Genomic DNA, 25,194 nt, shown 5'->3' on the forward strand with positions numbered 1-25,194 from the left:
ACGTGCCGGATCTCGCGGACCGCGCGGATCCAATGGCTTGCGAAAGGCGAGGCGTACGATGAGCAAAGAAGTACTGCTGGTTGTTGAGTCGGTATCCAACGAAAAGGGCGTACCGGCCGGCGTAATTTTTGAAGCGCTGGAAGTGGCTCTGGCCACTGCAACCAAAAAACGTTTTGACGACGAAGTCGACCTGCGTGTGGAAATCAACCGCCACACCGGTAGCTATGAGACCTTCCGTCGCTGGACAGTCGTCGAAGAGAAAGACCTGGACGATCCAGCCATCGAAGTATGGCCGGCCAAAATCCAGGAGTCTCACCCTGAGGCGAAAGTCGGCGACGTGATCGAAGAGAAGATCGAGTCGATCGAGTTCGGTCGTATTGCCGCCCAGACCGCCAAGCAAGTCATTGTCCAGAAGGTCCGTGAAGCCGAGCGCGCTCAAGTGGTAGATGCCTACCGCGAGCGTCTGGGCGAGATCATCTCCGGTACCGTCAAGAAGGTCACGCGTGACAACGTCATCGTTGACCTGGGCAACAACGCCGAGGCGCTGCTTGCCCGTGAAGACATCATCTCTCGCGAAACCTTCCGGGTTGGTGTGCGTGTGCGCGCCCTGCTCAAGGAAATTCGCACCGAGAACCGTGGCCCGCAACTGATCCTGTCGCGTACCGCACCACAGATGCTGATCGAACTGTTCCGCATCGAAGTGCCGGAAATCGCCGAGGGCCTGATCGAAGTTATGGCCGCGTCCCGTGATCCGGGTTCGCGTGCCAAAATCGCCGTACGCTCCAAAGACAAGCGCATTGACCCGCAAGGTGCCTGCATTGGCATGCGCGGCTCGCGCGTCCAGGCAGTGTCCGGTGAACTGGGCGGCGAACGTGTGGATATCGTCCTGTGGGACGACAACCCGGCACAGTTCGTCATCAACGCAATGTCGCCGGCAGAAGTCGCGGCGATCATCGTCGATGAAGATGCCCACGCCATGGACATCGCTGTGGGAGCAGACAACCTGGCCCAGGCGATCGGTCGTGGTGGCCAGAACGTGCGTCTTGCCAGCCAGTTGACTGGCTGGACCCTGAACGTGATGACCGAATCGGACATCCAGGCCAAGCAGCAAGCTGAAACCGGTGACATCCTGCGCAACTTCATCGACGAGCTGGAAGTCGACGAAGAGCTGGCACAGGTGCTGGTCGATGAAGGCTTCACCAGCCTGGAAGAGATTGCCTACGTACCGTTGGAAGAAATGCTCAACATCGACGGCTTTGACGAAGAAATCGTCAATGAGCTTCGTGCTCGCGCCAAGGATCGCTTGTTGACCAAAGCCATCGCTACTGAGGAAAAGCTGGCAGACGCCCATCCGGCCGAAGACCTGCTCTCGCTTGAGGGTATGGACAAGGATCTGGCGGCGGAACTGGCGGTGCGCGGCGTAGTTACCCGCGAAGACCTGGCCGAGCAGTCGATTGATGACCTGCTCGACATCGACGGCATCGACGAAGAGCGTGCCGGCAAGTTGATCATGGCCGCCCGAGCCCACTGGTTCGAGTAATTAGGCGCGGCCTGAGGAGAGAAGTGCATGACGCAAGTCACGGTGAAAGAATTGGCCCAAGAGGTCGCTGCACCGGTAGAGCGCCTGCTGCAGCAGATGCGTGAGGCAGGTCTGCCGCACACCGACGCCGGTCAGGTAGTGACCGACAATGAGAAGCAAGCTCTGCTGGCTCATTTGAAGAGCAGCCACAAGGCGAAGGTGGAAGAACCGCGCAAGATTACCTTGCAGCGCAAAACCACCAGCACCCTGCGTGTCGCCGGTAGCAAAAGCATCAGCGTAGAAGTACGCAAGAAGAAAGTATTCGTTCAGCGCAGCCCGGAAGAAATCCAGGCCGAGCAGAAGCGCGAGCTGGAAGAACGCCGTGCAGCCGAAAACGCTGTACGTGAAAAAGCCGACGCTGAAGCACGTCAACGTGCCGATGAAGAGGCTCGTCGTCAGGCTGCGGCCGCGCCTGCAGCCCCGGCTGCACCTGCTGCCGCTGCTCCGGTTGCCCCGGCTCCTGCCCCGGTGATCGAGCCTGCTGACGTCGCTCCGGCGCCGGTTGCCGATCGCAAGAAAGACGACGTGCGCCGCAACGACAAGTCGCGTGACGACGATCGTCGTGGTGGTGAGCGCCGCAACGAAGCGCCGCGCGTGTCGGTCAAGGTCAAGGAAAAGGAAAAGGCGCCGACTCCGCGCGCCGCTCCGCGTACCACCGACGAAGAAAGCGATGGCTTCCGTCGTGGCGGTCGTGGCAAGGGCAAGCCGAAGAAGCGTAATGCTCACGGCTTCCAGAGCCCGACCGGTCCGGTTATTCGTGACGTACAGATCGGCGAGACCATCACGGTTTCCGATCTGGCGAACCAGATGTCCGTCAAGGGCGCTGAAGTCGTCAAGTTCATGTTCAAGCTGGGCACTCCGGTCACCATCAACCAGGTGCTCGATCAGGAGACCGCACAGCTGGTCGCCGAAGAGCTGGGCCACAAGGTCACCCTGATCAGCGACACCGCCCTGGAAGACTCCCTGGCTGAATCGCTGAAGTTTGAAGGTGAGACCGAGACCCGTGCACCGGTTGTGACCGTAATGGGTCACGTTGACCACGGTAAGACCTCGCTGCTCGACTACATCCGTCGTGCCAAGGTAGCTGCTGGCGAAGCCGGTGGTATCACCCAGCACATCGGTGCCTACCACGTAGAAACCGACCGCGGTATGGTCACGTTCCTCGACACTCCGGGCCACGCCGCGTTTACCGCGATGCGTGCACGTGGTGCCAAGGCCACCGACATCGTGATCCTCGTGGTCGCGGCGGACGATGGTGTGATGCCGCAAACCCGTGAAGCTGTTCAGCACGCCAAGGCGGCTGGTGTTCCACTGGTTGTTGCAGTGAACAAGATCGACAAGCCGGGTGCTGACCTCGATCGCATCCGCAACGAGCTGGCTGTCGAAGGCGTAACCTCCGAGGACTGGGGTGGAGACACGCCGTTCGTCAAGGTTTCGGCGAAGATGGGTACCGGTGTCGACGAACTGCTCGAAGCCGTTCTGTTGCAAGCCGAGATCCTCGAGCTCAAGGCCACGCCATCGGCTCCAGGTCGTGGTGTTGTCGTTGAATCGCGTCTGGACAAAGGCCGCGGCCCAGTGGCCACCGTGCTGGTTCAAGACGGTACCCTGCGTCAGGGCGACATGGTTCTGTGCGGTTCGAACTACGGCCGTGTACGTGCCATGCTCGACGAAAACGGCAAGCCTGTTAAAGAAGCCGGTCCAGCCATTCCAGTCGAAATCCTCGGCCTGGATGGTACGCCGGACGCTGGTGACGAGCTGTCGGTGGTTGCTGACGAGAAGAAGGCCCGTGAAGTCGCGCTGTTCCGTCAAGGCAAGTTCCGCGAAGTCAAACTGGCTCGTGCACACGCTGGCAAGCTCGAGAACATCTTCGAGAGCATGGGCCAGGAAGAGAAGAAGACCCTCAACATCGTTCTCAAGACCGATGTGCGCGGTACTCTCGAAGCCCTGCAGGGCTCCCTGGGCGGCCTGGGTAACGACGAAGTACAGGTTCGGGTGATTGGCGGCGGCGTCGGTGGTATCACCGAAAGCGACGCTAACCTGGCACTGGCTTCCAATGCAGTACTGTTCGGCTTCAACGTGCGTGCCGATGCCGGCGCCCGCAAGATCGTCGAGCAGGAAGGTCTGGATATGCGTTACTACAACGTGATCTACGACATCATTGAAGACGTCAAGAAGGCCCTGACCGGTATGCTCGGCAGCGATGTTCGCGAGAACATCCTCGGCGTTGCCGAAGTGCGTGACGTGTTCCGTTCGCCGAAGTTCGGCGCCATCGCTGGCTGTATGGTCATCGAGGGTACCGTGTACCGCAACCGTCCGATCCGCGTACTGCGCGAAGACGTGGTTATCTTCGAAGGCGAGCTGGAGTCGCTGCGTCGCTTCAAAGACGATGCCTCCGAAGTACGTGCCGGCATGGAATGCGGTATCGGCGTGAAGAGCTACAACGACGTCAAAGTCGGCGACAAGATCGAAGTCTTCGAGAAAGTCCAAGTGGCTCGTACGCTCTAAGCATCGAGCATGGGAAGTGCGAAACGCCCGTCACACGGCGGTCGTCAGCGCCTCTGAACGCAACGCCCGATCAGGCTTCTGCCTGGTCGGGCGTTTGCCGCTTTAGTTACAGGTAGCAAAAATGGCAAAAGAATATAGCCGTACCCAACGCATTGGCGACCAGATGCAGCGTGAGCTGGCACAACTGATTCGTCGTGAAGTGAAAGATCCACGCGTCGGCCTGGTGACGATCACCGCCGTCGACGTTAGTCGCGATGTTGGTCACGCCAAGGTGTACATCACCGTGATGGGCCAGGATAGCGCTGAAGACATCAAGCAAAGCCTCAAAGTGCTGAACTCCGCCGCCGGTTTCCTGCGTATGCAGTTGGGCAAGGAAATGAAATTGCGCAGCGTGCCGCAACTGCATTTCCACTACGACGAAAGCGTGAGCCGCGGTGCCCACCTGTCGGCCCTGATCGAGCGTGCAGTGGCCGAAGACAGCCAGCACCAGGACGCTGACACCCCGGACACCAAGGAGTAAGCGGTGGCCCAGGTCAAACGTATCCGTCGTAACGTCAGCGGTATCATTCTGCTCGACAAGCCATTGGGGTTTACCTCCAATGCCGCCTTGCAGAAGGTGCGCTGGCTTCTCAATGCCGAGAAGGCCGGTCACACCGGCAGTCTCGACCCGTTGGCCAGTGGCGTGCTGCCACTGTGCTTCGGTGAGGCCACCAAGTTCTCCCAGTACCTGCTCGATTCCGACAAGGGCTACGAGACGGTCATGCAGTTGGGTGAGACCACCACCACCGGCGACGCCGAAGGTGAAGTGCTGAAAACCCGTGACGTGACCGTTGGTCGCGCCGATATTGAAGCTGTTCTGCCACAATTTCGTGGTGAAATCAGTCAGATACCGCCGATGTACTCGGCCCTCAAGCGCGATGGCCAGCCGTTGTACAAACTGGCGCGTGCAGGGGAAGTAGTGGAGCGGGAAGCGCGTTCTGTTACTATTAACCGCTTGGAGCTGCTCGAGTGCGATGGCACCCGGGTTCGTCTCTCGGTCGGTTGCAGCAAAGGTACCTACATCCGCACCCTGGTCGAAGACATCGGCGAGGTTTTGGGCTGTGGCGCCTATGTTGCCGAACTGCGTCGCACGCACGCCGGGCCATTCGAGCTGGCACAGACAGTGACCCTCGAAGAACTCGAAGCGGTCCACGCCGAAGGCGGCAACGAAGCGGTCGATCGCTTCCTGATGCCTTCCGACAGCGGTCTGCAAGACTGGCCGTTGCTGCAGTTCTCCGAGCACAGCGCTTTCTACTGGCTGCATGGTCAGCCGGTCAGAGCTCCCGACGCGCCGAAATTCGGTATGGTACGGGTGCAAGATCACAACGGTCGCTTCATCGGTATCGGTGAAGTGAGCGAAGACGGACGCATTGCGCCACGTCGTTTGATTCGGTCGGAATGATCGAAACCTTCAGTACCAGGCTTCGGCCTGGCGCTGGTGGCAAAGAGGATGGCTGTTAATAGGCATGGTCATGCCTCACTTTATGAATACAGGGATTTGTCCCTGGCCTATTGGAAACCGTTTGTTCGGTTTCCCTTGATTTGGAGAAGCCAGATGGCACTCAGCGTTGAAGAAAAAGCTCAGATCGTTGCCGACTACCAGCAAGCTGCCGGTGACACCGGTAGCCCAGAAGTGCAAGTTGCACTGCTGACCGCCAACATCAACAAGCTGCAAGGCCACTTCAAGGCCAACGGCAAAGACCACCACTCCCGTCGTGGTCTGATCCGTATGGTTAACCAGCGTCGTAAGCTGCTGGACTACCTGAAGGGCAAAGACACCACTCGTTACAGCGCCCTGATCGGTCGTCTGGGTCTGCGTCGCTAATAGCGGCCTGGCCAGTGGTGTGCACGGCGTGCTGCATTCATCGCTTCCGGTGCCTGGCATCGGGAGCGATGAGCACGCCGCGCGTATCTATGAGGTTGGCTGTCTGTCTCGCCTGAGCGTTTTTCGCAAGGGCAGGGCAGGCTCCCAACCTCTAGTTTTATCTGGACTGCTGACAGGGCCGATTCCCTGGGCTGCCCAAGAATTCGCAAGAACCAGTTCCCCCAGAGCCACTGAAGAAGGTAGGAAACCGTGAACCCGGTAATCAAGAAATTCCAGTTCGGTCAATCGACCGTTACCCTCGAGACGGGCCGTATTGCTCGTCAAGCGTCCGGCGCCGTATTGGTCACCGTCGACAACGATGTCACCGTACTGGTGACCGTGGTCGGTGCCAAACAGGCCGATCCAGGCAAAGGCTTCTTCCCCCTGTCTGTTCACTACCAGGAAAAGACCTACGCTGCCGGCAAGATCCCTGGTGGTTTCTTCAAGCGTGAAGGCCGTCCTTCCGAGAAAGAAACCCTGACCTCGCGTCTGATCGACCGTCCGATCCGTCCGCTGTTCCCTGAAGGCTTCATGAACGAAGTGCAGGTTGTCTGCACCGTCGTTTCCACCAGCAAGAAGACCGATCCGGACATCGCTGCGATGATCGGTACCTCGGCTGCCCTGGCCATCTCCGGCATTCCGTTCGAAGGCCCGATCGGTGCCGCGCGCGTTGCTTTCCATGAAAGCACTGGCTACCTGCTGAACCCGACTTACGAGCAACTGGCCGCTTCGAGCCTGGACATGGTCGTTGCCGGTACTTCCGACGCCGTACTGATGGTTGAATCGGAAGCCAAAGAGCTGACCGAAGACCAGATGCTGGGCGCCGTACTGTTCGCCCACGATGAATTCCAGGCGGTGATCCAGGCAGTCAAAGAGCTGGCTGCTGAAGCTGCCAAGCCTACCTGGGACTGGAAACCTGCTGTTGCCAACACCGAACTGTTCAACGCCATCCGCGCTGAATTCGGCGAAGCCGTTTCCCAGGGTTACACCATCACCGTCAAGGCCGACCGCTACGCGCGTCTGGGCGAGCTGCGTGATCAGGCCATTGCCAAGTTCTCCGGCGAAGAAGGTCAGCCATCGGCTGGCGAAGTCAAAGAGATCTTCGGCGAAATCGAATACCGCACCGTTCGCGAAAACATCGTTAACGGCAAGCCACGTATCGACGGTCGCGACACCAAGACCGTTCGTCCGCTGAACATCGAAGTCGGCGTTCTGCCGAAGACTCACGGTTCGGCCCTGTTCACCCGTGGCGAAACCCAGGCCCTGGTCGTTGCGACCCTGGGTACTGCCCGTGACGCACAGCTGCTGGACACCCTCGAAGGCGAGAAAAAAGACCCCTTCATGCTGCACTACAACTTCCCGCCGTTCTCGGTGGGCGAGTGTGGTCGCATGGGCGGTGCTGGCCGTCGCGAAATCGGTCACGGCCGTCTGGCCCGCCGTTCGGTTCAGGCAATGCTGCCTGCTGCTGACGTGTTCCCGTACACCATCCGTGTGGTATCGGAAATCACCGAGTCCAACGGCTCCAGCTCCATGGCTTCGGTCTGTGGTGCTTCCCTGGCCCTGATGGACGCCGGTGTACCAATGAAAGCCCCGGTTGCCGGTATCGCCATGGGTCTGGTTAAAGAAGGCGAGAAGTTTGCCGTTCTGACCGACATCCTCGGTGACGAAGACCACCTGGGCGACATGGACTTCAAAGTAGCCGGTACCGCCAAAGGTGTTACCGCGCTGCAGATGGACATCAAGATCAACGGCATCACCGAAGAAATCATGGAAATCGCTCTGGGCCAAGCCCTGGAAGCGCGCCTGAACATCCTCGGCCAGATGAACCAGATCATCGGTCAGTCGCGTAGCGAGCTGTCGGAAAATGCTCCGACCATGATCGCCATGAAGATCGACACCGACAAGATCCGTGATGTTATCGGTAAAGGCGGCGCGACCATTCGTGCCATCTGCGAAGAAACCAAGGCTTCGATCGATATCGAAGACGACGGTTCGATCAAGATCTTCGGTGAAACCAAAGACGCCGCTGAAGCTGCTCGTCAGCGCGTTCTGAGCATCACTGCAGAAGCCGAAATCGGTAAGATCTACGTCGGTAAAGTCGAGCGCATCGTTGACTTCGGTGCCTTCGTCAACATCCTGCCGGGCAAAGATGGCCTGGTTCACATCTCCATGCTGAGCGATGCTCGCGTTGAGAAAGTGACCGACATTCTCAAAGAAGGTCAGGAAGTCGAAGTACTGGTACTGGACGTGGACAACCGCGGCCGTATCAAGCTGTCGATCAAAGACGTTGCTGCTGCCAAGGCATCGGGCGTCTAAGCTGACGCGGTAAAGAAAAGGACCCTTCGGGGTCCTTTTTTTATGTCCGCTACACTGGCTGGGTGGACTTGCATGTTGCATGCAAGATTTTCCCAAGGCTTGCAAAATGCACGATCACGGTTTTTTCGCTTATCTGTAAGCTATTGATTTAAAACGATTTAATTTAATTCAAAAGCTGGCACAGGCCCTGCAATGGTACTTGTACCCCTGCTGCCAGGACTTACGGCGCAGACTTTTCGAAAAACAGGAGTGTCTCGTATGAAGAAGTTCGCTATTGCTGCCGCTACTGCCACCGCCCTGACGCTGACGCTGGCCAATGCGGCATTCGCCCAACAGTCTGCCGCGCAGGCTCCGATGACCGTTGCCGCTGGTGAGATGGACAAAGCAACAGACGCGACCAAAGACACCTGGATCACGACCAAAGTCAAAGCTGACCTGATGACTGAAAAAGGCATTCCAGGCAGCGATATCACTGTCGAGACCAACAAAGGCGTGGTGTCCCTGTCTTCGGATGTCGCCTTGAGTTCTTCGCAGAAAGAAACTGCGATCACAATCACCAAGAAAATTGATGGTGTGAAGGCGGTATCGGCTGACGGTCTGAAAACCAACTAAACACGCGTATCAGATCGCGGGGCAAGCCCGCTCCCACCAGTAGAGATTCGGTGGGAGTGGGCTTGCCCCGCGATCGCTTTTACCTCACTCAGCATCCAGATGCAGCGGGGTAATCACCCGCCCATCGGCCTCGGCCTGTCCAAGGCTGGCATCAATGAAGTACACCCGATCGTCCTCAAGCTTGCCCTTGTCGACCAGGTAATCCTTGATACTGCTAGCCCGGGCCTGACCCAACTGGCGCAGCAGCAATGCACTTTCTCCCCACGACTTGAGCACCGCATCGCGCAATTGGTTGGTGCGTTGTTCGCGGTCCAGTTGCTCCCATTCTGCCGGTGGCTGCTTCTTCATGCGCGTGCGGTAGATGCCTTCAAGCATTGCCGGCTTATCGCCATCTGGTACCTGTAGGTCCGATGCCTGGGCAGGGACTTTGTCGCCACGGCGCTGGAGCATTTTGTAGTAAGTGCTCTGGTATTCACGCTCCAGACGCTGTTGGGCAATCAACGGCCCGTCGCTGCTCTGGGCGCTGGTGCCTTCGATTTCCAGGCGCAGGGCAGGGCGCTCCTTAAGCGCGGCTGCCAGTTTGTCGAGGGCGCTCTGGGCATCGGGTGCCAGATCGCTGGAACCGGCGGCAAAGGCAACGCTACCCAGGTCCTGGGCATCGCCACCGCTGATCAAACCACCGATGAACTTGAACGGCGCCTGTGCCGCCCGCAGCACCAGGTTACGCAGGGTTTGCCAGACGATCGGCATGACGCTGAACTGTGGGTCGTTCAAGTCACCGGTCACCGGCAGTTCGATGGAGATCTTGCCTTCAGTGTCCTTGAGCAAGGCCACTGCCAGGCGAATAGGCAGGTCCACGGCATCGGGGCTATCGACTTTCTCACCCAGTTGCAGTTGTTCGACCACTACTTTGTTGTCGGCTTTGAGCTTGCCCTGGGTAATGATGTAGTGCAGGTCGATGTTCAACCGGCCTTTGCGGATACGAAAGCCCGCGAATTTGCCCGAATAGGGTGTCAGGGTCGTCAGCTCGACGCGTTTGAAACTGGTAGCGATGTCGAGGCTGGCCATCGGGTCGAACGGGTTGAGCGCGCCTTTGATAGTCACAGGCGCATAGCGATCGACCTTGCCCTTGATATCGACTTTGGCCGGTTTCGGCTGACGGTTGTCGATCGTGCCAATCTGGCCATTGAGCTGCTGGATAGCCGTGGCGAAGTTGGGCGTCAGGCTGAAATCGGCGAAATTCGCCGAGCCATCGTTGATGTCGATTGCGCCGATACGAATACCCAGCGGCTTGTCGCTGCTGGCCGGGGCTTTGGCCTTGGCCGGGCTGCTGGCTGGCGCGCTGGTTGGCTGCGGGATCAGCAGGTCATCGACGTTGGTGGTGCGATCTTCGTTGATCATGAAGCGTGCATAGGGCTGCTTCAGGCTGACTTTGCCAATGCTCAGCGCATCACCATGACGGTAAGACACGCCATCCAGGTTCAACTGCTGCCATTTGACGAAGTCACGGTCCTTGATGGTGTCCAGGGTGTGCAGCTGGTTGACCTGCGCCTTGCCATCGATGGTGAAGGCCAGCGGCTCGGTGCTTTTCAGGTCGACCTTAAGGTCGCTGCCCAGCATGCCGCTACGCAGCTCCAGGCGGATGAACGGGGTGATGTAGGCCTGGGCGATGCGCAGGTCGATGTCCTGGGTGCTGACATTGAGTTTGGCAGTAACCGGGGCCAGATTGACCTCACCGGCAGCTTGCAGCTTGCCCTGTTTGCCCACACCGGTGTCGAGCTTGAGGGTGAACGGCGACTGGTTGAGGCTATCGAAGTTCTGCAGGTCGAGGTTCAGCGGCCCGACATCCAGGGCGACCGGCTCTTTCTGCGAGCGGTCGGCCAGATGCACCTGGTAATTGCGCAGCTGTACGTCCTTGAGCAACACCTGCCAGGGTTTGTCCGGTTCGGCAGCTTTTGCTTGGGCTTTGTCAGGTTCGGCTGCCGCAGGCTCGGCTTTCTCCTTGGGTGTGGCTTTGGCTGGTTGGCTGGCGAACAGCTTCTGCCAGTCGAGTTGGCCGTCGGCTTCCAGCGCTGCCCAGGTTTCGAGCTCCTCGCTGCGGATCTTGCCTACCGTAACCAGCTGTTTGGCCAGATCCACCGAGGTTTCACTGACATCCAGCTTGGCCAGACGCACCAACGGACGGCCATCAGGCGCCTTGATGGCGAACGGCGCAATGCTCACCGACGTCTTGTCGAGCAGCAGCTCGGTTTCTTTCGACAGGTTCAGCTTGTAGTGGGTATCGAGGCTGACCACGCCTTCCTCCAGCACCAGCGGCACGGCATCGCGCACATAGGGCCAGAAGGCTTTCATCTTGCCGTCAGTGACCTTCAAGGTGCCTTCAGAGGCAATCGGCACCAGGCTGAAGGTACCGCTCCAGTCGATACGGCCACCGTGTGGCCCGATGGCCACCAGGGTCATGTCGGAGCTGTCGTCGGGCAGAGTACTGAGGTTCTTCAGTTCCAGGTTCATCGAGTCGTAGAGGAACTCAATCGGCTCGCTAGGGCGTAGATCCTGAAAGTGCAGGTAGCCTTCGTTGAGCTTGATACTGCCGATACGGACCGGGAACGGGTCGCTGGGCGGCTCGTCCGGCTTCGGCTCGCTGGGCGGCAGCTTGAACAACTGGCTGAGGTTGAGGCTGCCGTCCTTGGCGAACAGCAGCTCGGTACGTGGCTTGTCCAGCTCGACGCCCACCAGGTGCACGGCGTCTGTCCACAGGCTGTCGAGCTCCAGGTTGGCATACAGCCGTTCGAAGCCGACTTGCTCCTTGCCCGGCTCGCCGATCTGCAGCCCCCACAGGGTCAGCTCGAGGCTGAACGGGTTGAGCTCGATCCGGTTCAAATGCGCAGGCACTGTGGCGTAGTTAGCCAATTGCTGGTTGGCGATACGCAGTGCCACACCTGGGAGAATCAGAAAACCAAGCAGGCTATACAGGGCCAAAGCGGCCAACATGGCGCCGAGGGCGCGTTTCAATCCTTTGTACATGTGCGGCGTCGTCTGTCTGGAACGGGAGTGCTTGGAGTATGGCACGTAAAAACGGTTCCGAAGATCGCTCGGAAATTAGCCGATTTTTGCTTTAGAGCTGCAGAATCAAGGTCTTCAGGGGCGGCTGGCCATCCTGCGACGGAAAGTCGCTGGCAGGTTTCAGGGCTTGCCAGTCGCGCACCGGCCGCCCGGCTTTCTCGGCGCAGCGCAGCACTTGTTCACGCCAATCATCGAAGTTGACCTTGGCCAGATTGTTACAGCAGATCAGCACACCGCCCTCGGCGGTACTGAGCAGTGCCGGTTTGAGCAGGCTCTGGTAGTCGCGCAGCAGATCGACAGTGCCAAAGGCGCTCTTGGCCCAGGCCGGCGGATCGAGAAACACCAGATCAAACTGACGCTGTTCCAAGCGCGGATAGGGCGGCAGTTTATGGCCGCGGCGCTGGCTGATCGGCAAACCGGCAAACTGGCGGATCGCCGGGAAGTAGTCGGACTGGATAAAGCTCATCGCCGGAATTTGCGGGTTGAGCGCGCCGTTCTCCTTGCCCACGGCCAAATTGCCTTCGGCGAAGTCCAGATTGCACACCTCCCGGGCGCCGCCTGCTGCCGCGCTGAGACCAACGCCACAGGTATAGGCAAACAGGTTAAGCACGCGTTTACCGGCACTGTGCTGTTTGACCCAGCCGCGGGCATTGCGCAGGTCGAGAAACAGTAAAGGGTCCTGCCCGGCATGACGGCCACGCACGCGGTAGTTCAGGCCCCATTCATGGCCGACGTGATCCGCCAAGGCGGCTTCGCTGGCCTGGAATATCGGGTCACGACGATCGATGCGGCTGTTACCTTGCGAGCGATCGTTGTAGACCAGCAATAGCTCAAGGCCCAGATGCGCTTCAACTTGAGCATGCAGCTCAAGCAGTGCACTGGTCTCTAGCGTCTGGTGAAAGCTCTGAACCAGCAACTGTGGGCCGTAGCGATCGACGGTCAGACCACTGGCGCCTTCCTGACTGCCATGAAACAGGCGATAGCAGTCGGTACCCTGGGTGTGGAGTTCGGCGATAAGGCCCTGGCGGGCATCGAGGGCGGCGCGCAGCGCCTGATTCAAGAGGGACATGCACGTGGCCTTGGTTTGCGGACGTGCAGTTTATCAGTTCGAGCCAGGGGAGGGGCCGTTGCAGCCCCTCCCGCTACCATTAGCGCTCGATAGCCAGGGCGACGCCTTGACCGCCGCCAATGCACAGTGTGGCCAGGCCTTTGCTGGCGTCACGCTTGATCATTTCGTGCAGCAGGGTCACCAGCACCCGGCAACCCGAGGCGCCGATCGGGTGGCCCAGGGCGATGGCGCCACCGTTGACGTTGACCTTGCTGGCGTCCCAGCCCAGCTCTTTGCCTACCGACAGGGCCTGGGCGGCGAAGGCTTCGTTGGCTTCGATCAGGTCGAGGTCGGCCAGCTCCCAGCCGGCCTTTTCCAGGCAGCGGCGGGTGGCGCTAACTGGGCCGATGCCCATGATTGCCGGGTCGACACCGGCATTGGCATAGGCTTTGATGCGTGCCAGTACTGGCAGGCCCAACTGCTGGGCCTTGGCCGCGCTCATCAGCATGACCGCAGCAGCGCCGTCGTTGAGCGACGAGGCGTTACCGGCGGTGACGGTGCCGTCTTTTTTGAAGGCGGGTTTGAGTTTGCTCAGCGATTCGGCAGTGGTGCCGGCGCGCGGTTGTTCGTCGGTGGCGAAGGCAATCGGCTCACCTTTGCGCTGGGGAATCAGGATTGGGGTGATTTCGTCGACGAAGCGCCGGGCTTCAATCGCGGCAGCGGCTTTTTGCTGGGAAGCGGCAGCGAAGGCATCCTGCTCTTCACGGCTGATTGCGTACTTTTCCACCAGGTTCTCGGCGGTGATGCCCATGTGGTAGTCGTTGAAGGCATCCCACAGGCCATCACTGATCATGCTGTCGATCAGGGTGCTGTGGCCCATGCGCAGACCGGTACGGGCGCCTGGCATCACGTAGTTGGCCAGGCTCATGTTCTCCTGACCACCGGCGATGATCACTTCGGCGTCACCGCAACGGATGGCCTGGGTCGCCAGGTGCAGGGCCTTCAGGCCGGAGCCACAGACTTTGTTCAACGTCATGGCAGGCACGGCGTGGGGCAGTCCGGCCTTGATCGCGGCCTGGCGCGCCGGGTTCTGTCCGGCGCCGGCGGTCAGCACCTGGCCAAGGATCACTTCATCGACCAACTCGGCATCGATGCCGGTCTGGGTCAATAGTTGGCGGATCACTGCAGCACCGAGGTCGACTGCGGGAATAGCGGCCAGCGCTCCTTGATAACTACCGACAGCGGTCCGGGTGGCGGCAACGATAACGACATCTTGCATGGCGCGGGTCCTCACTCTTATTCGATTTGGCGTCAGAACAGCACAAGCCCCAGCGGGGCCATGAGTAGAGGGCAATGGTGGCATAGATGTACTGACAACTTCCAACCCAACAACCTGCAGGTACAACTGCCTTGCTTCTCCTGTGGGAGCGGGCTTGCCCCGCGATACGGTGTGACAGCTAGACCGCAATCGCGGGGCAAGCCCGCTCCCACAGGACAGATGCTTGGTCGCGTTCAGTGAACGCCCATGCGCCGCCGCGCGCGATGTGCCGAGCCGTCGCGCATGGCCCAACGCAGCACAGGGGCCGTGGTGTGGATACCCAGACGGATCAGCCGCCGCTGTAACGCAGGCTGCTGCAGCGCCAGCATGTCGCTGGCCCACGTCGGCAGCAGATCGATACCCGCATGCAGCATCAGGCTCGCCACCGGTTTAGCCAGACGGCTAGGCGCAGGTGCCGCCAGCAGCACCTGCACAACCTCATGACTGCGCGCATCGCACTGCAGCGCCGGGCGCATCGCCTGCAGGTAATCGCTGACCTGCTGGCGCGAGCGGGGCACATCACGGGCGCCCAGGCGTTCAGCTATCAGCGCGATCTCGGCGTAGTAGGCGTCTTGCTCGGCGAGCGGCAGGTTCGGGTTACGGTAGCGCAGGTGGGCGGCGAGAAAGCTGCTGACCTCGGCGACATGCACCCAGGTCAACAGGTCGGGGTCGCTGGCGGCATAGGGACGCCCGTCAGCGGCAGTACCGACCACTTGCAGGTGAATGGTGCGGACCTTTTCGATCAGCCAGTTGGCATCGCCGGTGGCGCCGAAGGTGGTGCCAGAGATGAACTGACTGGTGCGGCGCAAGCGTCCGAGCAGGTCCTGGCGAAAGTTGGAGTGATCCCAGACGCCCGCCAGCGCCAACGGATGCAGCAATTGCAGGAGCAAGGCACTGATGCCACCGATCAGCATGCTCGGAAAGTCGCCGTGTACCTGCCAGCTGGCGCTGTCCGGGCCGAACAGCCCTGGGTCGCCCTTGGGGTTTTCCAGATCAAGCTGCCCCAGGGACAAGCCGGTCAGGCTCATCACCTGGGTTTCGATGCGGCGGCGAATCGCTTCCATGGTTACCTTGCGTGCGAGGCAGCCACAGAGCACTGCCGTTTAGGTGTTGAATCGGTTGTCGATCAGGCCCTGAACCACGCTGGGGTCGGCCAGGGTCGAGGTGTCGCCGAGGCTGTCGATCTCATTGCAGGCGATCTTGCGCAGTATGCGGCGCATGATCTTGCCGGAGCGGGTCTTGGGCAGCGCTGGTGCCCACTGGATCAGTTCCGGCTTGGCGAAACTGCCAATCTCCTTGCTGACCAGCGCCAACAGTTCCTGCTTGAGCGCGTCATCCGCGGTGACACCATTCATCGGTGTGACAAAGGCATAAATGCCTTGCCCCTTAAGATCGTGAGGGTACCCGACTACGGCGGCTTCGGCGATGCTGTCATGCAGTACCAGCGCACTTTCCACCTCGGCAGTGCCGATACGGTGGCCGGAGACGTTGATCACATCGTCGATGCGCCCGGTTATCCACAGGTCGCCATCGGCATCGCGGCGCGCGCCGTCGCCGGTGAAGTAGTAGCCGGGAAGGGGTTTGAAATAGGTGTCGATCATCCGTTGCGGGTCGCCATACACGCTGCGGATCTGCCCGGGCCAACTGGCCTTGATCGCCAGCATACCGCTACCGGGGCCCTCGATGAGTTTGCCCTTGTCATCGAGCAACACCGGCTGCACGCCAAACATCGGTTGCGTCGCACAGCCGGGCTTGATCCGACGGGTACCGACCAGCGGGCTGATCATGATGCCGCCGGTTTCGGTTTGCCACCAGGTATCGACGATAGGGCAGCGCTCTTCGCCCACGGCTTTGAAATACCACTCCCAGGCTTCCGGGTTGATCGGCTCGCCGACGCTGCCGAGCACGCGCAAGCTCTTGCGCGAGGTGTTCTTCAGCGGCCCTTCACCTTCGCGCATCAAGGCACGCAAGGCAGTGGGCGCGGTGTAGAAAATGTTCACCTGGTGTTTGTCGACCACTTGCCAGAATCGCGAGGCATCGGGGTAGTTGGGCACGCCTTCGAACATCAGGGTGATTGCCCCATTGGCCAGTGGGCCGTAGACGATGTAACTGTGCCCGGTGACCCAGCCGACATCGGCGGTGCACCAGAACACTTCGCCTTCACGGTAATCGAACACGGTCTTGAAGGTCAGCGCGGCTTGCAGCAGGTAGCCGGCGGTGGTGTGCAGCACGCCTTTGGGTTTGCCGGTGCTGCCGGAGGTGTAGAGGATGAACAGCGGGTCTTCGGCGTCCATCGGTTCGGGTGGACAGTCATCACTCACCAGGGTGATTGCCTCGTGGTACCAGAGGTCGCGATCCTTGAGCCAGTCGATCGAGCCGCCGGTACGTTTGATGACCACCACCGTGCTGACATTCGGGCAGTTGAGCAAGGCCTTGTCGACATTGTTTTTCAGGGCAACGGTTTTGCCGCCGCGCGTGCCTTCGTCGGCGGTGATCACGGTGCGGCAGTCGGCATCGAGGATGCGATCACGCAACGCATCGGGAGAAAAGCCACCGAACACCACCGAGTGAATCGCACCGATACGGCTACAGGCCAGCATGGCGTAGGCGGCTTCCGGGACCATGGGCATGTAAATGCACACCCGATCACCTTTCTTCACCCCGCGTTGTTTCAGCACATTGGCCAGGTGGCAGACATGGCTGTGCAGTTCACGGTAGGTGATGACGCTGGAGTCGTCAGGCTTGTCGCCTTCACGAATGATCGCTGGCTGGTCTCCCCGTGTGGCCAAGTGACGGTCGATGCAGTTGTAGCTGACGTTGAGCTGTGCGCCGGTGAACCAACTGGCCTGGCCGGTTTTCATGTCACTGCGCTGAACACTGCTCCAAGGCTTGATCCAGTCCAGGGCTTTGGCCTGCTCGCTCCAGAACGCATCAGGTGTTTCAATCGACTGGCGGTATAGACGCTGGTATTCAGCTTGGGTCAGTTGCGCCGATTTGCTTACGGCATCGGCGAGAGGGTGGGCGCTGAGATCGAACATGGTGGGGGGCCTGTCCTGACTGTTTTTGTCAGGACAGTGTAGCCGCTACCCCTGGCCGCGTTCGTTCAGCCAGGGGTAACGCGGGCGATCAACCGCGGTGACGGCTGCGGAAGAAGTTGATCAGGCCCTGGGTCGAGGCGTCTTCGGCAGCGTCTTCGATGCCGCCGATCAGGCGTTGGTACACACCCTTGCCAAGTTCTTTGCCCAGCTCCACGCCCCATTGGTCGAAGGCGTTGATACCCCAGATCACGCTTTGCACGAACACCTTGTGCTCATACATCGCCACCAGTGCGCCAAGACGGCGTGGACTGATGCGCTCGACCACCAAGGTGTTGCTCGGGCGGTTACCCGGGATCACTTTGTGCGGCGCCAGCTTGTTGATCTCGGCTTCGCTCAGGCCCTTGTCGCGCAGTTCAGCTTCCGCCTCGGCGCGGGTCTTGCCGAGCATCAGCGCCTGGCTCTGCGACAGGCAGTTGGCGTAGAGCCATTGATGGTGATCGGCAACCGGGTTGAAGCTGACCACCGGAACAATGAAGTCTGCCGGAATCAGTTGGGTGCCTTGGTGCAGCAACTGGTGGTACGCATGCTGACCGTTACAGCCGACCCCACCCCAGATCACCGGACCGGTGTCATGGTTGACCGGGGTGCCGTCCTGGCGAACGCTCTTGCCGTTGGATTCCATGTCCAGCTGTTGCAGGTGTTTGGTGATGTTACGCAGGTAGTGGTCGTACGGCAGGATGGCGTGGCTTTGCGCGCCCCAGAAGTTCCCGTACCAGACACCCAGCAGGGCCAGCAGCACTGGCATGTTCTGCTCGAACGGTGCGTTCTGGAAGTGCTGGTCCATGGTGTAGGCGCCCGACAGCAGCTCCTTGAAGTTGGCGGTGCCAATGGCCAGGGCAATCGGCAAACCAATCGCCGACCACAGCGAGTAACGACCGCCGACCCAGTCCCACATCGGGAAGATGTTTTCTTCGCGGATGCCAAAGGCCACTGCGGCGGCCTTGTTGCTCGACACGGCAATGAAGTGCTTGTACAGCTCGGCTTCCGAACCACCCTGGGCCAAGTACCAGCCACGGGCTGCCTGGGCGTTCTTCAAGGTTTCCAGGGTGTTGAACGACTTGGAGGAAACGATGAACAGGGTGGTTTCGGCGCGCAGATTGGCCGACAACTCATGGAATTCGCTGCCGTCGATATTGGCCAGGTAGTGGCAGCGTACGCCACGCTGGGCGTAGGGCAGCAGCGCCTCGGATACCAGCTCAGGGCCTAGGAACGAGCCGCCAATACCAATGTTGACCACGTCGGTGATTGGCTTTTCGCTGTAGCCGCGCCACAGGCCGTCATGTATGCGGCCAACCAGCTCAGTGACCTGATTGAGAACTTTGTGCACTTCGGGCATCACGTTGACGCCATTGACGCTCAACTTGTCGCCCACTGGCCGGCGCAATGCTGTGTGCAGGGCCGGACGGCCTTCGGAGGCGTTAAGAATCTCGCCCGCGAACAACGATTTGACCGCTTCTTGCAGGCCTACTTCATTGGCCAGGTTGACCAGCAGATCGCGCGTCTGGCCATTGATAAGGTTCTTCGAATAATCGAGAAACAGTCCGCAAGTGCTCAGAGAAAACTGCTCGAAGCGTTTTGGCTCGGCATTGAATGCGTCGCGCATGCTGAAGTCCTGCATGGCTTCACGGTGCTGCTGGAGCGCCTTCCACGCGGGCAAAGCGGTGACATCATGAGGGGTGCGGTAGTAAGCCATCGCTGCAGGTTTCCTTATTGCGTGAACTGCCTTGGACACTGAAAACAGCGCCCTGTTTGCAGGCTGATGCCAATTATAGGCACGCGGTCTGCAAACAGGGAGTGGGCTCGGCTGGCGACCTTGTTACAGGGTGCCAAGATCCAGATGCAGGTTGTCGATCAGGCGGGTAGCACCGAGGAAGGCGGCGACGAGGATGACCAGGTCGCGGTCGTCGGCGGTTGCCGGGCGCAGGCTCAGGGCCTGGCGAATTTCCAGATAGTCGCGGCGAAAGCCCGCGCTTTCCAACTGTTGCTGACCATTGGCGATCAAGGCCGGGTAGTCCCGATCACCCTGTTCGATCGCATCGGCCATTTGCCGCAGCACCCGATACAGCGTCGGTGCAATGGCACGTTGTTCATCGTTCAGGTAGCCATTGCGTGACGACAGGGCCAGGCCGTCTTCAGCGCGCACGGTCGGCTCGCCAATGATCTGAATCGGCATGTTCAGGTCACGCACCAGCGCACGGATCACCGCCAGTTGCTGGAAGTCTTTTTGACCGAACACGGCCAGATCTGGCTGGACCATGTTGAACAGTTTGCTGACCACCGTCGCCACACCTTCGAAATGCCCAGGTCGGCTGGCGCCGCACAGGCCTTCGGACAGTTGCGCAACGCTGACGCGGGTCTGGCCGTCCATGCCGTCGGGGTACATTTCTTCGACGCTGGGGGCGAAGAGCAGATGGCAGCCGGCCTCAAGCAGTTTCTCCTGGTCGGCGGCGAGCGTGCGTGGGTACTTGTCGAGGTCTTCGTTAGGGCCAAACTGCAGCGGGTTGACGAAGATGCTGGCAACCACGAAATCGACGCGTTGGGCGGCCTTGGTCACCAGCGCGGCGTGGCCGCTGTGCAGGTTACCCATGGTCGGCACGAAACCGATGCGTTTGCCTTCGCTGCGTGCACGCGCCACGGCGGCACGCAGCTCGCGTACGGTTTTAACTGTATTCATGCACTGAACCCGTGTTCGCTGGCAGGGAAGCTGACGTCCTTGACGGCGGCTACATAAGCCTTGAGCGCACCTTGAATATCGCTCTGGCCGACCATGAAGTTTTTCACGAACTTGGGTACGCGTCCGCTCAGCGACAAGCCCAGCATGTCGTGCAGCACCAGCACCTGGCCATCGGGGGCGCTACCGGCACCGATACCGATCACCGGGATGCTCACTGCTTGAGTGATTTCAGCGGCAAGTTCGCTGGGTACGCATTCGAGCAACAGCATTGCGGCGCCCGCTTGCTCCAGGGCAATGGCATCGGCGCGCATTTGCCGCGCCTGGTTTTCCTGGCGACCCTGGACTTTGTAGCCGCCGAGGATATTGACGGTTTGCGGGGTCAGGCCCATGTGGGCGCACACTGGAACGCCGCGCTCGGCCAGCAGGCGGATGGTTTCCGCCAGCCAGGCGGCGCCTTCGACCTTGACCATATGCGCACCGGCCTGCATCAAGGCGCCACTGTTGGCGAACGCTTGTTCAGTGGTGGCACAGGCCATGAACGGCAGGTCGGCGAGGATCAGCGCACCTTCGTTACCGCGTTTGACGCAGGCAGTGTGGTAGGCCATCTCGGCGTTGGTCACCGGCAAAGTGCTGTCATGGCCCTGCAGGACCATGCCCAGGGAGTCACCCACCAGCAATATTTCCACGCCGGCTCGGCTGGCGGCCTGGGCAAAGGTCGCGTCGTAGCAGGTCAGCATGGCTATTTTCTCACCCTTGGCCTTGAGGCTTTGCAGGGTGGTCAGGGTTACATCTGGCATGAAAAGGAATCCTCATTCAGGCGCTGTGAAAAACGACTGCGTACAACGCATGTATTCATCTTCTGGAACAGCACATCATCGATTGTGGTGTTTTAGTTACGACCTGTTCCAGGCCTATATACGCCTTTTTGCGGCGCGCACGCGCCACCGGACGCCTATAGTCGTGAGGGAGGGGGCTGAAGTCAATTACCCTGTTACCGCATTGTTACTAATGCGCTGTTACGGGCGTTACCGCGTGGGGGAACGCCCGGTTACAGGCGTTCCAGGCCGACGAACGGGCAATCTGCCAGCAACTGGGCGAGGCTGCGCTGGTCGGCCAGGCGAAAGTCCTGCGGGACCAGTTCAGCCAGTGGGTAGAGGACGAACGGTCGCGCATGCATGTGGTAATGCGGGACTTTCAGGCGCGGGATGTCGATGGTGTGATCGCCATACAGCAAGATATCCAGATCGAGCGTACGCGGCCCCCAGCGCTCTTTGCGCTCGCGGCCTTGCGCGGCTTCGATGGCTTGCAGCTGATCGAGCAGGTCGAGGGGCGCCAGCGCGCTGTCCAGCTCGGCCACGGCATTGGTGTAGCGCGGTTGGCCGGGAGACAGCGATTCACTGCTGTAGAACGCAGAAATGCCTGTCACGGTGGTGTCGGGCAGCTCGCGCAGCGCGTTGATGGCGCTGCGCAGTTGCTCCTGCGGTTCGTCCAGATTGCTGCCCAGGCCGATGTACACGCGCTCCATGCTTATTCGCCTGCGCCGCCGTCGGCACGCTTACGCTTGCTCGGGCTACGTTTGCGCTTGCGCGGGCCGGCACTGGTACCGTCTTCACGACTGCCCAGGTCGCGGATCATGTCGCGCCGCTCACTGTCGTTGCTGTCCTGGTAGTCGGTCCACCATTGGCCCAGGCCGTCGGTTTCCTCGCCAGCGCTCTCGCGCAGCAAGAGGAAATCATAACCGGCACGGAAGCGCGGGTTGTCGAGCAAGACCTCGGCACGCTTGCCGCTACGGCGCGGCAGGCGCTCCTGCATGTCCCAGATTTCGCGAATCGGCAAGGTGAAGCGTTTCGGAATGGCGATGCGCTGGCACTGCTCACTGATCAGCTCATGGGCTGCTTCGTTCATTGCCGGAATCGGCGGCATGCCACGGCTTTGCAGGCGCAGTGCGCGGCCTGGCAAGGCTGGCCACAACAGTGCGGCAAACAGGAACGCCGGTGTGACCGGTTTGCCCTGCTTGATGCGCAGGTCAGTATTGATCAGCGCCTGGCTGATCAGGGTATGCGTGTACGTCGGATGCTCTTCCAGCGCTTCGGCGCTGGCAGGGAACAGCGGATCGAACAACTGCAGGTCGACCAGCATTTCGAAGGTGTCAGCTGCGTTTCCGGAGAGGAACAGCTTGAGGGTTTCTTCGAACAGACGGGCGGCCGGGATCTCGCGCAGCATCGGTGCCAGTTGGCGGATTGGCTGTACGGTGTGTTTTTCGATACCGAAGTTCAGCTTGGCGGCGAAACGCACGGCGCGCAGCATGCGCACCGGGTCTTCCTGGTAACGCTGGGTCGGGTCACCGATCAGGCGGATCAAACGATTGCGGATGTCGTGAACGCCATTGGCGTAATCGAGAATGCGCTCGCTGACCGGATCGTAGTACAGGGCGTTGATGGTGAAGTCGCGGCGTTGCGCGTCTTCTTCCAGGGTGCCGTAGACATTGTCACGCAGAATCCGCCCGCTCTCGTTACGCGAGGAGGTGTGGCTGTCTTCTGCGGCTTCGTTTTCCGGGTGGTTGGCACGGAAGGTCGCGACTTCGATGATTTCACGACCGAAGTGAATGTGGACCAGCTTGAAACGGCGGCCGATGATGCGCGCATTGCGAAATTCGGCACGGACTTGCTCGGGGGTGGCGCTGGTGGCGACGTCGAAGTCCTTGGGGGTGATGCCCAGGAGTTGGTCGCGGACACAGCCGCCCACCAGGTAGGCCTGGTAGCCAGCATTTTGCAGGCGCTCAACGATACTCACCGCATGACGACTGAATTGGCCACGTTGCAGCGAGTGTTGACCGCTATTGATCACTTCAGGCGTGGTGCGTTTGTGGTGCGCGCCACGTACGGGAGGACGGAACGACTGGAACAGCTTCTTCAGCATGGGATGCACTGTTTGAAGGAATGTTCGGCCAAAAACGAAGAATGGCCGCATGATGGGCGGGGATTCTAGCATTTACTCGGGGGATGGTGTAGGCGCTAGCAAAGCGGGGTGATGCAGGAGGGGAGAAACTACAAGGGGAGCCGAAGCTCCCCAAGAAGTAGTTGCGTGCTCTTATTGTTTTTTTGCCGGGCTTCTTGTTTTTGTTGAGCGCCCTATCCACAAAACGCAAAGCTTGTGGACGATCTCCCTAACCGGGATTCAAGAGCAAACGGATTGCTTTGGTCGCTGATGTTGTAATGATCGTGTGATCCAACCAGTTCAGGCTCTGCTTTAGTGCAGTTTTTGTTGTTCTCTGCCTGGTTGTGGGGCAAGCCCCAAAAACAACCCCTCTCCAAAAGAATCAGTTAGCTGCGCCTCCGCCGTCTTGTTCTTATTGTGCGTGAGCCGATTCGTCTTATTTTTATTGTCTTTTGCAGTGCTTGTTATTGTTCTTGTACCAAACATATAGCAGGTGCCGTGCCAACTTTTGCAAACCCCAGTAAAACAAGGGCTTGGAGCGATTTTGGGGGCCCGGGAGGGCGAAAAAAAACCGGGGCTTCGTTACCGTAAGCCCCGGTTTTTGTTACGAGATTGCGGTGGGGTAACAGTTTTTTCACATTTGCCCGTGTTACCGCTTTGCACCCCACATTGTGCTGAAATGAATCAGCTGTCGCTGGTGGCACCGCTCTTGCGCCGTGGGATACCCAGGCGCTGGCGACGTTCCCACAGGCACTTGCGACTGACCCCGAGTTTGCGCGCCAGCTCGGTTTCGGTCATGTGGTCCTGATGCTCAAGGACGAAGTGCTGGAAGTAATCTTCCAGTGACAGGTCTTCGGTGGGCTCGTGGCTGGTGTTGTTGCCGGTACTGCCGTTACCGGACAGCCCGGCAAACGGCTCGTCGTCATCCAGATCGCTCAGCTCAATGTCGATACCCAGCAGGTCCGCGGAAATTTCCGGGCTCTCGCACAGAATCACCGCACGCTCGACCGCGTTTTCCAGCTCGCGGACGTTACCCGGCCAGGAGTAATGACGAATGGCTTGTTCGGCATCGTGACCAAAACGCAGATCGTTACGGCCGATGCGCGCGCTTTGGCGGGCGAGGAAGGCGTTGGCGATCTCGTTGACGTCAGCACCACGCTCACGCAAGGCAGGCAGTTTGAGGGCAATCACGTGCAGACGGTAATAAAGGTCTTCACGGAACTGACCGACCTTTGCCAGGTTTTTCAGGTCGCGGTGAGTAGCGGCAATCAGGCGTACATCGACTTTTTGCGATTGCACCGAGCCGACCCGGCGAATTTCGCCTTCCTGCAGCACCCGCAGCAGGCGAGCCTGTGCTTCCAGAGGCAGTTCACCGATTTCATCGAGGAACAGGGTGCCACCGTCGGCGGCCTCGACCAGGCCTGCGCGGCCAGCGCTGGCACCGGTGAAGGCGCCTTTTTCATGGCCGAAGAGTTCCGACTCGATCAGGGTTTCCGGAATGGCGGCGCAGTTCACCGAAATCATCGGCGCCTTGGCGCGCCGTGAGAGGTTGTGCAGGGCACGGGCAACCAACTCTTTACCGGTGCCTGACTCACCCTGAATCAACACATTCGAATCAGTCGGCGCGACTTTGCGGATTTTTCCGTACAGGTCTTGCATCGGTGGGCAGGAACCGATGATGCCGATTTCGCCATTGGCGGCATTGCTGCTGCCTTTGTCGGCAAGGCCGGCCTTGTTGCCACCCCGAGCTTCGGCGGGCGCCGCAGGTGCGTTTTGCCGATCACGCAGGATGCGCGCCACGGCTTGCAGCATTTCGTCATGGTCAAACGGCTTGGCGATGTAGTCCACCGCGCCCATTTTCATCGAGTCGACGGCTGAGCGCAGGCTGGCGTAGCTGGTCATGATCAGCACGGGCGTGCCTTGGCCGAGCTTGATCAATTCAGTGCCCGGAGCGCCAGGCAGGCGCAGGTCACTGACGATCAGGTCGAAGGTGGCAATACTGAAGCGTTCCTGGGCTTCCTGTACCGAGCCGGCTTCGCTGACTTGGTACTGGTTCCGCTCCAGCAGGCGACGCAGCGCCGAGCGGATGATGGTTTCGTCTTCGACGATCAGAATATGAGGCATTGATTCAATTCTCTCGA

At 59.9% G+C, this 25,194-nt stretch carries 18 protein-coding genes; 7 read left to right on the top strand and 11 right to left on the bottom strand.

Annotated features, from left to right (window positions below; translation table 11 throughout):
* Positions 1-58 precede the first annotated feature (58 nt).
* From nusA to ACP6KB_RS04050, 7 genes are all read left to right on the top strand, one after another.
* Positions 59-1,540 carry a transcription termination factor NusA gene (gene nusA / locus ACP6KB_RS04020; protein ID WP_442112154.1) on the top strand — a complete coding sequence of 494 codons (1,482 nt, stop codon included), beginning with the start codon at positions 59-61 and terminating at the stop codon, positions 1,538-1,540.
* Positions 1,541-1,567: 27 nt separating this feature from the next.
* The gene (infB, locus tag ACP6KB_RS04025; protein WP_442112155.1) at positions 1,568-4,084 is read left to right on the top strand and encodes a translation initiation factor IF-2; all 2,517 of its coding nucleotides are present in this window, start codon (positions 1,568-1,570) and stop codon (positions 4,082-4,084) included.
* Positions 4,085-4,205: 121 nt separating this feature from the next.
* Positions 4,206-4,604 carry a 30S ribosome-binding factor RbfA gene (gene rbfA, locus ACP6KB_RS04030; protein WP_442112156.1) on the top strand — a complete coding sequence of 133 codons (399 nt, stop codon included), beginning with the start codon at positions 4,206-4,208 and terminating at the stop codon, positions 4,602-4,604.
* Between the two features lie 3 nt (positions 4,605-4,607).
* Complete coding sequence (gene truB, locus ACP6KB_RS04035; protein WP_442112157.1) at positions 4,608-5,525, top strand: tRNA pseudouridine(55) synthase TruB; 918 nt, start codon at positions 4,608-4,610, stop codon at positions 5,523-5,525.
* Positions 5,526-5,678: 153 nt separating this feature from the next.
* The gene (gene rpsO, locus ACP6KB_RS04040; RefSeq protein ID WP_009404303.1) at positions 5,679-5,948 is read left to right on the top strand and encodes a 30S ribosomal protein S15; all 270 of its coding nucleotides are present in this window, start codon (positions 5,679-5,681) and stop codon (positions 5,946-5,948) included.
* A 249-nt stretch (positions 5,949-6,197) separates the two neighbouring features.
* Entirely contained in the window at positions 6,198-8,303 is a 2,106-nt protein-coding gene (pnp, locus tag ACP6KB_RS04045; RefSeq protein WP_442112158.1) for a polyribonucleotide nucleotidyltransferase, read from the top strand.
* 258 nt (positions 8,304-8,561) lie between these two features.
* On the top strand, positions 8,562-8,915 hold the full coding sequence (locus tag ACP6KB_RS04050; RefSeq protein WP_442112159.1) for a BON domain-containing protein: 354 nt from the start codon (positions 8,562-8,564) through the stop codon (positions 8,913-8,915).
* Positions 8,916-8,999: 84 nt separating this feature from the next.
* Here the strand turns inward: ACP6KB_RS04050 and ACP6KB_RS04055 are convergent, their stop codons facing one another.
* From ACP6KB_RS04055 to ACP6KB_RS04105, 11 genes are all read right to left on the bottom strand, one after another.
* Complete coding sequence (locus ACP6KB_RS04055; RefSeq protein WP_442112160.1) at positions 9,000-11,984, bottom strand: DUF748 domain-containing protein; 2,985 nt, start codon at positions 11,982-11,984, stop codon at positions 9,000-9,002.
* 46 nt (positions 11,985-12,030) lie between these two features.
* Positions 12,031-13,047, bottom strand: coding sequence for a class I SAM-dependent rRNA methyltransferase (locus tag ACP6KB_RS04060; protein ID WP_442112161.1), 1,017 nt, complete (start codon positions 13,045-13,047; stop codon positions 12,031-12,033).
* A 79-nt stretch (positions 13,048-13,126) separates the two neighbouring features.
* Positions 13,127-14,305, bottom strand: coding sequence for an acetyl-CoA C-acetyltransferase (locus tag ACP6KB_RS04065; RefSeq protein ID WP_442112162.1), 1,179 nt, complete (start codon positions 14,303-14,305; stop codon positions 13,127-13,129).
* Between the two features lie 233 nt (positions 14,306-14,538).
* Positions 14,539-15,408, bottom strand: coding sequence for an oxygenase MpaB family protein (locus ACP6KB_RS04070; protein WP_442112163.1), 870 nt, complete (start codon positions 15,406-15,408; stop codon positions 14,539-14,541).
* 39 nt (positions 15,409-15,447) lie between these two features.
* Entirely contained in the window at positions 15,448-17,382 is a 1,935-nt protein-coding gene (gene acs / locus ACP6KB_RS04075) for an acetate--CoA ligase (RefSeq protein ID WP_442112164.1), read from the bottom strand.
* Between the two features lie 88 nt (positions 17,383-17,470).
* Complete coding sequence (gene pgi, locus ACP6KB_RS04080; protein WP_442112165.1) at positions 17,471-19,135, bottom strand: glucose-6-phosphate isomerase; 1,665 nt, start codon at positions 19,133-19,135, stop codon at positions 17,471-17,473.
* A 123-nt stretch (positions 19,136-19,258) separates the two neighbouring features.
* Positions 19,259-20,116 (bottom strand): pantoate--beta-alanine ligase, encoded by an 858-nt coding sequence (gene panC, locus ACP6KB_RS04085; protein WP_442112166.1) that lies wholly within the window; start codon positions 20,114-20,116, stop codon positions 19,259-19,261.
* Complete coding sequence (panB, locus tag ACP6KB_RS04090) at positions 20,113-20,913, bottom strand: 3-methyl-2-oxobutanoate hydroxymethyltransferase (RefSeq protein ID WP_442112167.1); 801 nt, start codon at positions 20,911-20,913, stop codon at positions 20,113-20,115. The genes panC and panB overlap by 4 nt, the downstream gene beginning before the upstream one ends.
* A 251-nt stretch (positions 20,914-21,164) precedes the next feature.
* Positions 21,165-21,641, bottom strand: coding sequence for a 2-amino-4-hydroxy-6-hydroxymethyldihydropteridine diphosphokinase (gene folK, locus ACP6KB_RS04095; RefSeq protein ID WP_442112168.1), 477 nt, complete (start codon positions 21,639-21,641; stop codon positions 21,165-21,167).
* A gap of 2 nt (positions 21,642-21,643) precedes the next feature.
* The gene (locus tag ACP6KB_RS04100) at positions 21,644-23,035 is read right to left on the bottom strand and encodes a polynucleotide adenylyltransferase PcnB (protein WP_442112169.1); all 1,392 of its coding nucleotides are present in this window, start codon (positions 23,033-23,035) and stop codon (positions 21,644-21,646) included.
* 702 nt (positions 23,036-23,737) lie between these two features.
* Positions 23,738-25,177: a sigma-54-dependent transcriptional regulator gene (locus ACP6KB_RS04105; RefSeq protein WP_442112170.1), complete on the bottom strand. Its 1,440-nt coding sequence runs from the start codon at positions 25,175-25,177 to the stop codon at positions 23,738-23,740.
* Between the last annotated feature and the right edge of the window lie 17 nt (positions 25,178-25,194).

Source organism: Pseudomonas sp. NUPR-001 (assembly GCF_052147955.1).
Taxonomy (GTDB): Bacteria; Pseudomonadota; Gammaproteobacteria; order Pseudomonadales; family Pseudomonadaceae; genus Aquipseudomonas.

Excerpts from the sequence above, each read along its gene's own strand:
- rbfA (WP_442112156.1), top strand. The coding sequence starts at position 4,206 with ATGGCAAAAGAATATAGCCGTACCCAACGCATTGGCGACCAGATGCAG.
- pgi (WP_442112165.1), bottom strand. The coding sequence starts at position 19,135 with ATGGCTTACTACCGCACCCCTCATGATGTCACCGCTTTGCCCGCGTGG.
- ACP6KB_RS04065 (WP_442112162.1), bottom strand. The coding sequence starts at position 14,305 with ATGCAAGATGTCGTTATCGTTGCCGCCACCCGGACCGCTGTCGGTAGT.
- infB (WP_442112155.1), top strand. The coding sequence starts at position 1,568 with ATGACGCAAGTCACGGTGAAAGAATTGGCCCAAGAGGTCGCTGCACCG.
- ACP6KB_RS04070 (WP_442112163.1), bottom strand. The coding sequence starts at position 15,408 with ATGGAAGCGATTCGCCGCCGCATCGAAACCCAGGTGATGAGCCTGACC.
- ACP6KB_RS04100 (WP_442112169.1), bottom strand. The coding sequence starts at position 23,035 with ATGCTGAAGAAGCTGTTCCAGTCGTTCCGTCCTCCCGTACGTGGCGCG.
- ACP6KB_RS04060 (WP_442112161.1), bottom strand. The coding sequence starts at position 13,047 with ATGTCCCTCTTGAATCAGGCGCTGCGCGCCGCCCTCGATGCCCGCCAG.
- acs (WP_442112164.1), bottom strand. The coding sequence starts at position 17,382 with ATGTTCGATCTCAGCGCCCACCCTCTCGCCGATGCCGTAAGCAAATCG.
- ACP6KB_RS04050 (WP_442112159.1), top strand. The coding sequence starts at position 8,562 with ATGAAGAAGTTCGCTATTGCTGCCGCTACTGCCACCGCCCTGACGCTG.
- nusA (WP_442112154.1), top strand. The coding sequence starts at position 59 with ATGAGCAAAGAAGTACTGCTGGTTGTTGAGTCGGTATCCAACGAAAAG.
- rpsO (WP_009404303.1), top strand. The coding sequence starts at position 5,679 with ATGGCACTCAGCGTTGAAGAAAAAGCTCAGATCGTTGCCGACTACCAG.
- folK (WP_442112168.1), bottom strand. The coding sequence starts at position 21,641 with ATGGAGCGCGTGTACATCGGCCTGGGCAGCAATCTGGACGAACCGCAG.
- panB (WP_442112167.1), bottom strand. The coding sequence starts at position 20,913 with ATGCCAGATGTAACCCTGACCACCCTGCAAAGCCTCAAGGCCAAGGGT.
- panC (WP_442112166.1), bottom strand. The coding sequence starts at position 20,116 with ATGAATACAGTTAAAACCGTACGCGAGCTGCGTGCCGCCGTGGCGCGT.
- ACP6KB_RS04105 (WP_442112170.1), bottom strand. The coding sequence starts at position 25,177 with ATGCCTCATATTCTGATCGTCGAAGACGAAACCATCATCCGCTCGGCG.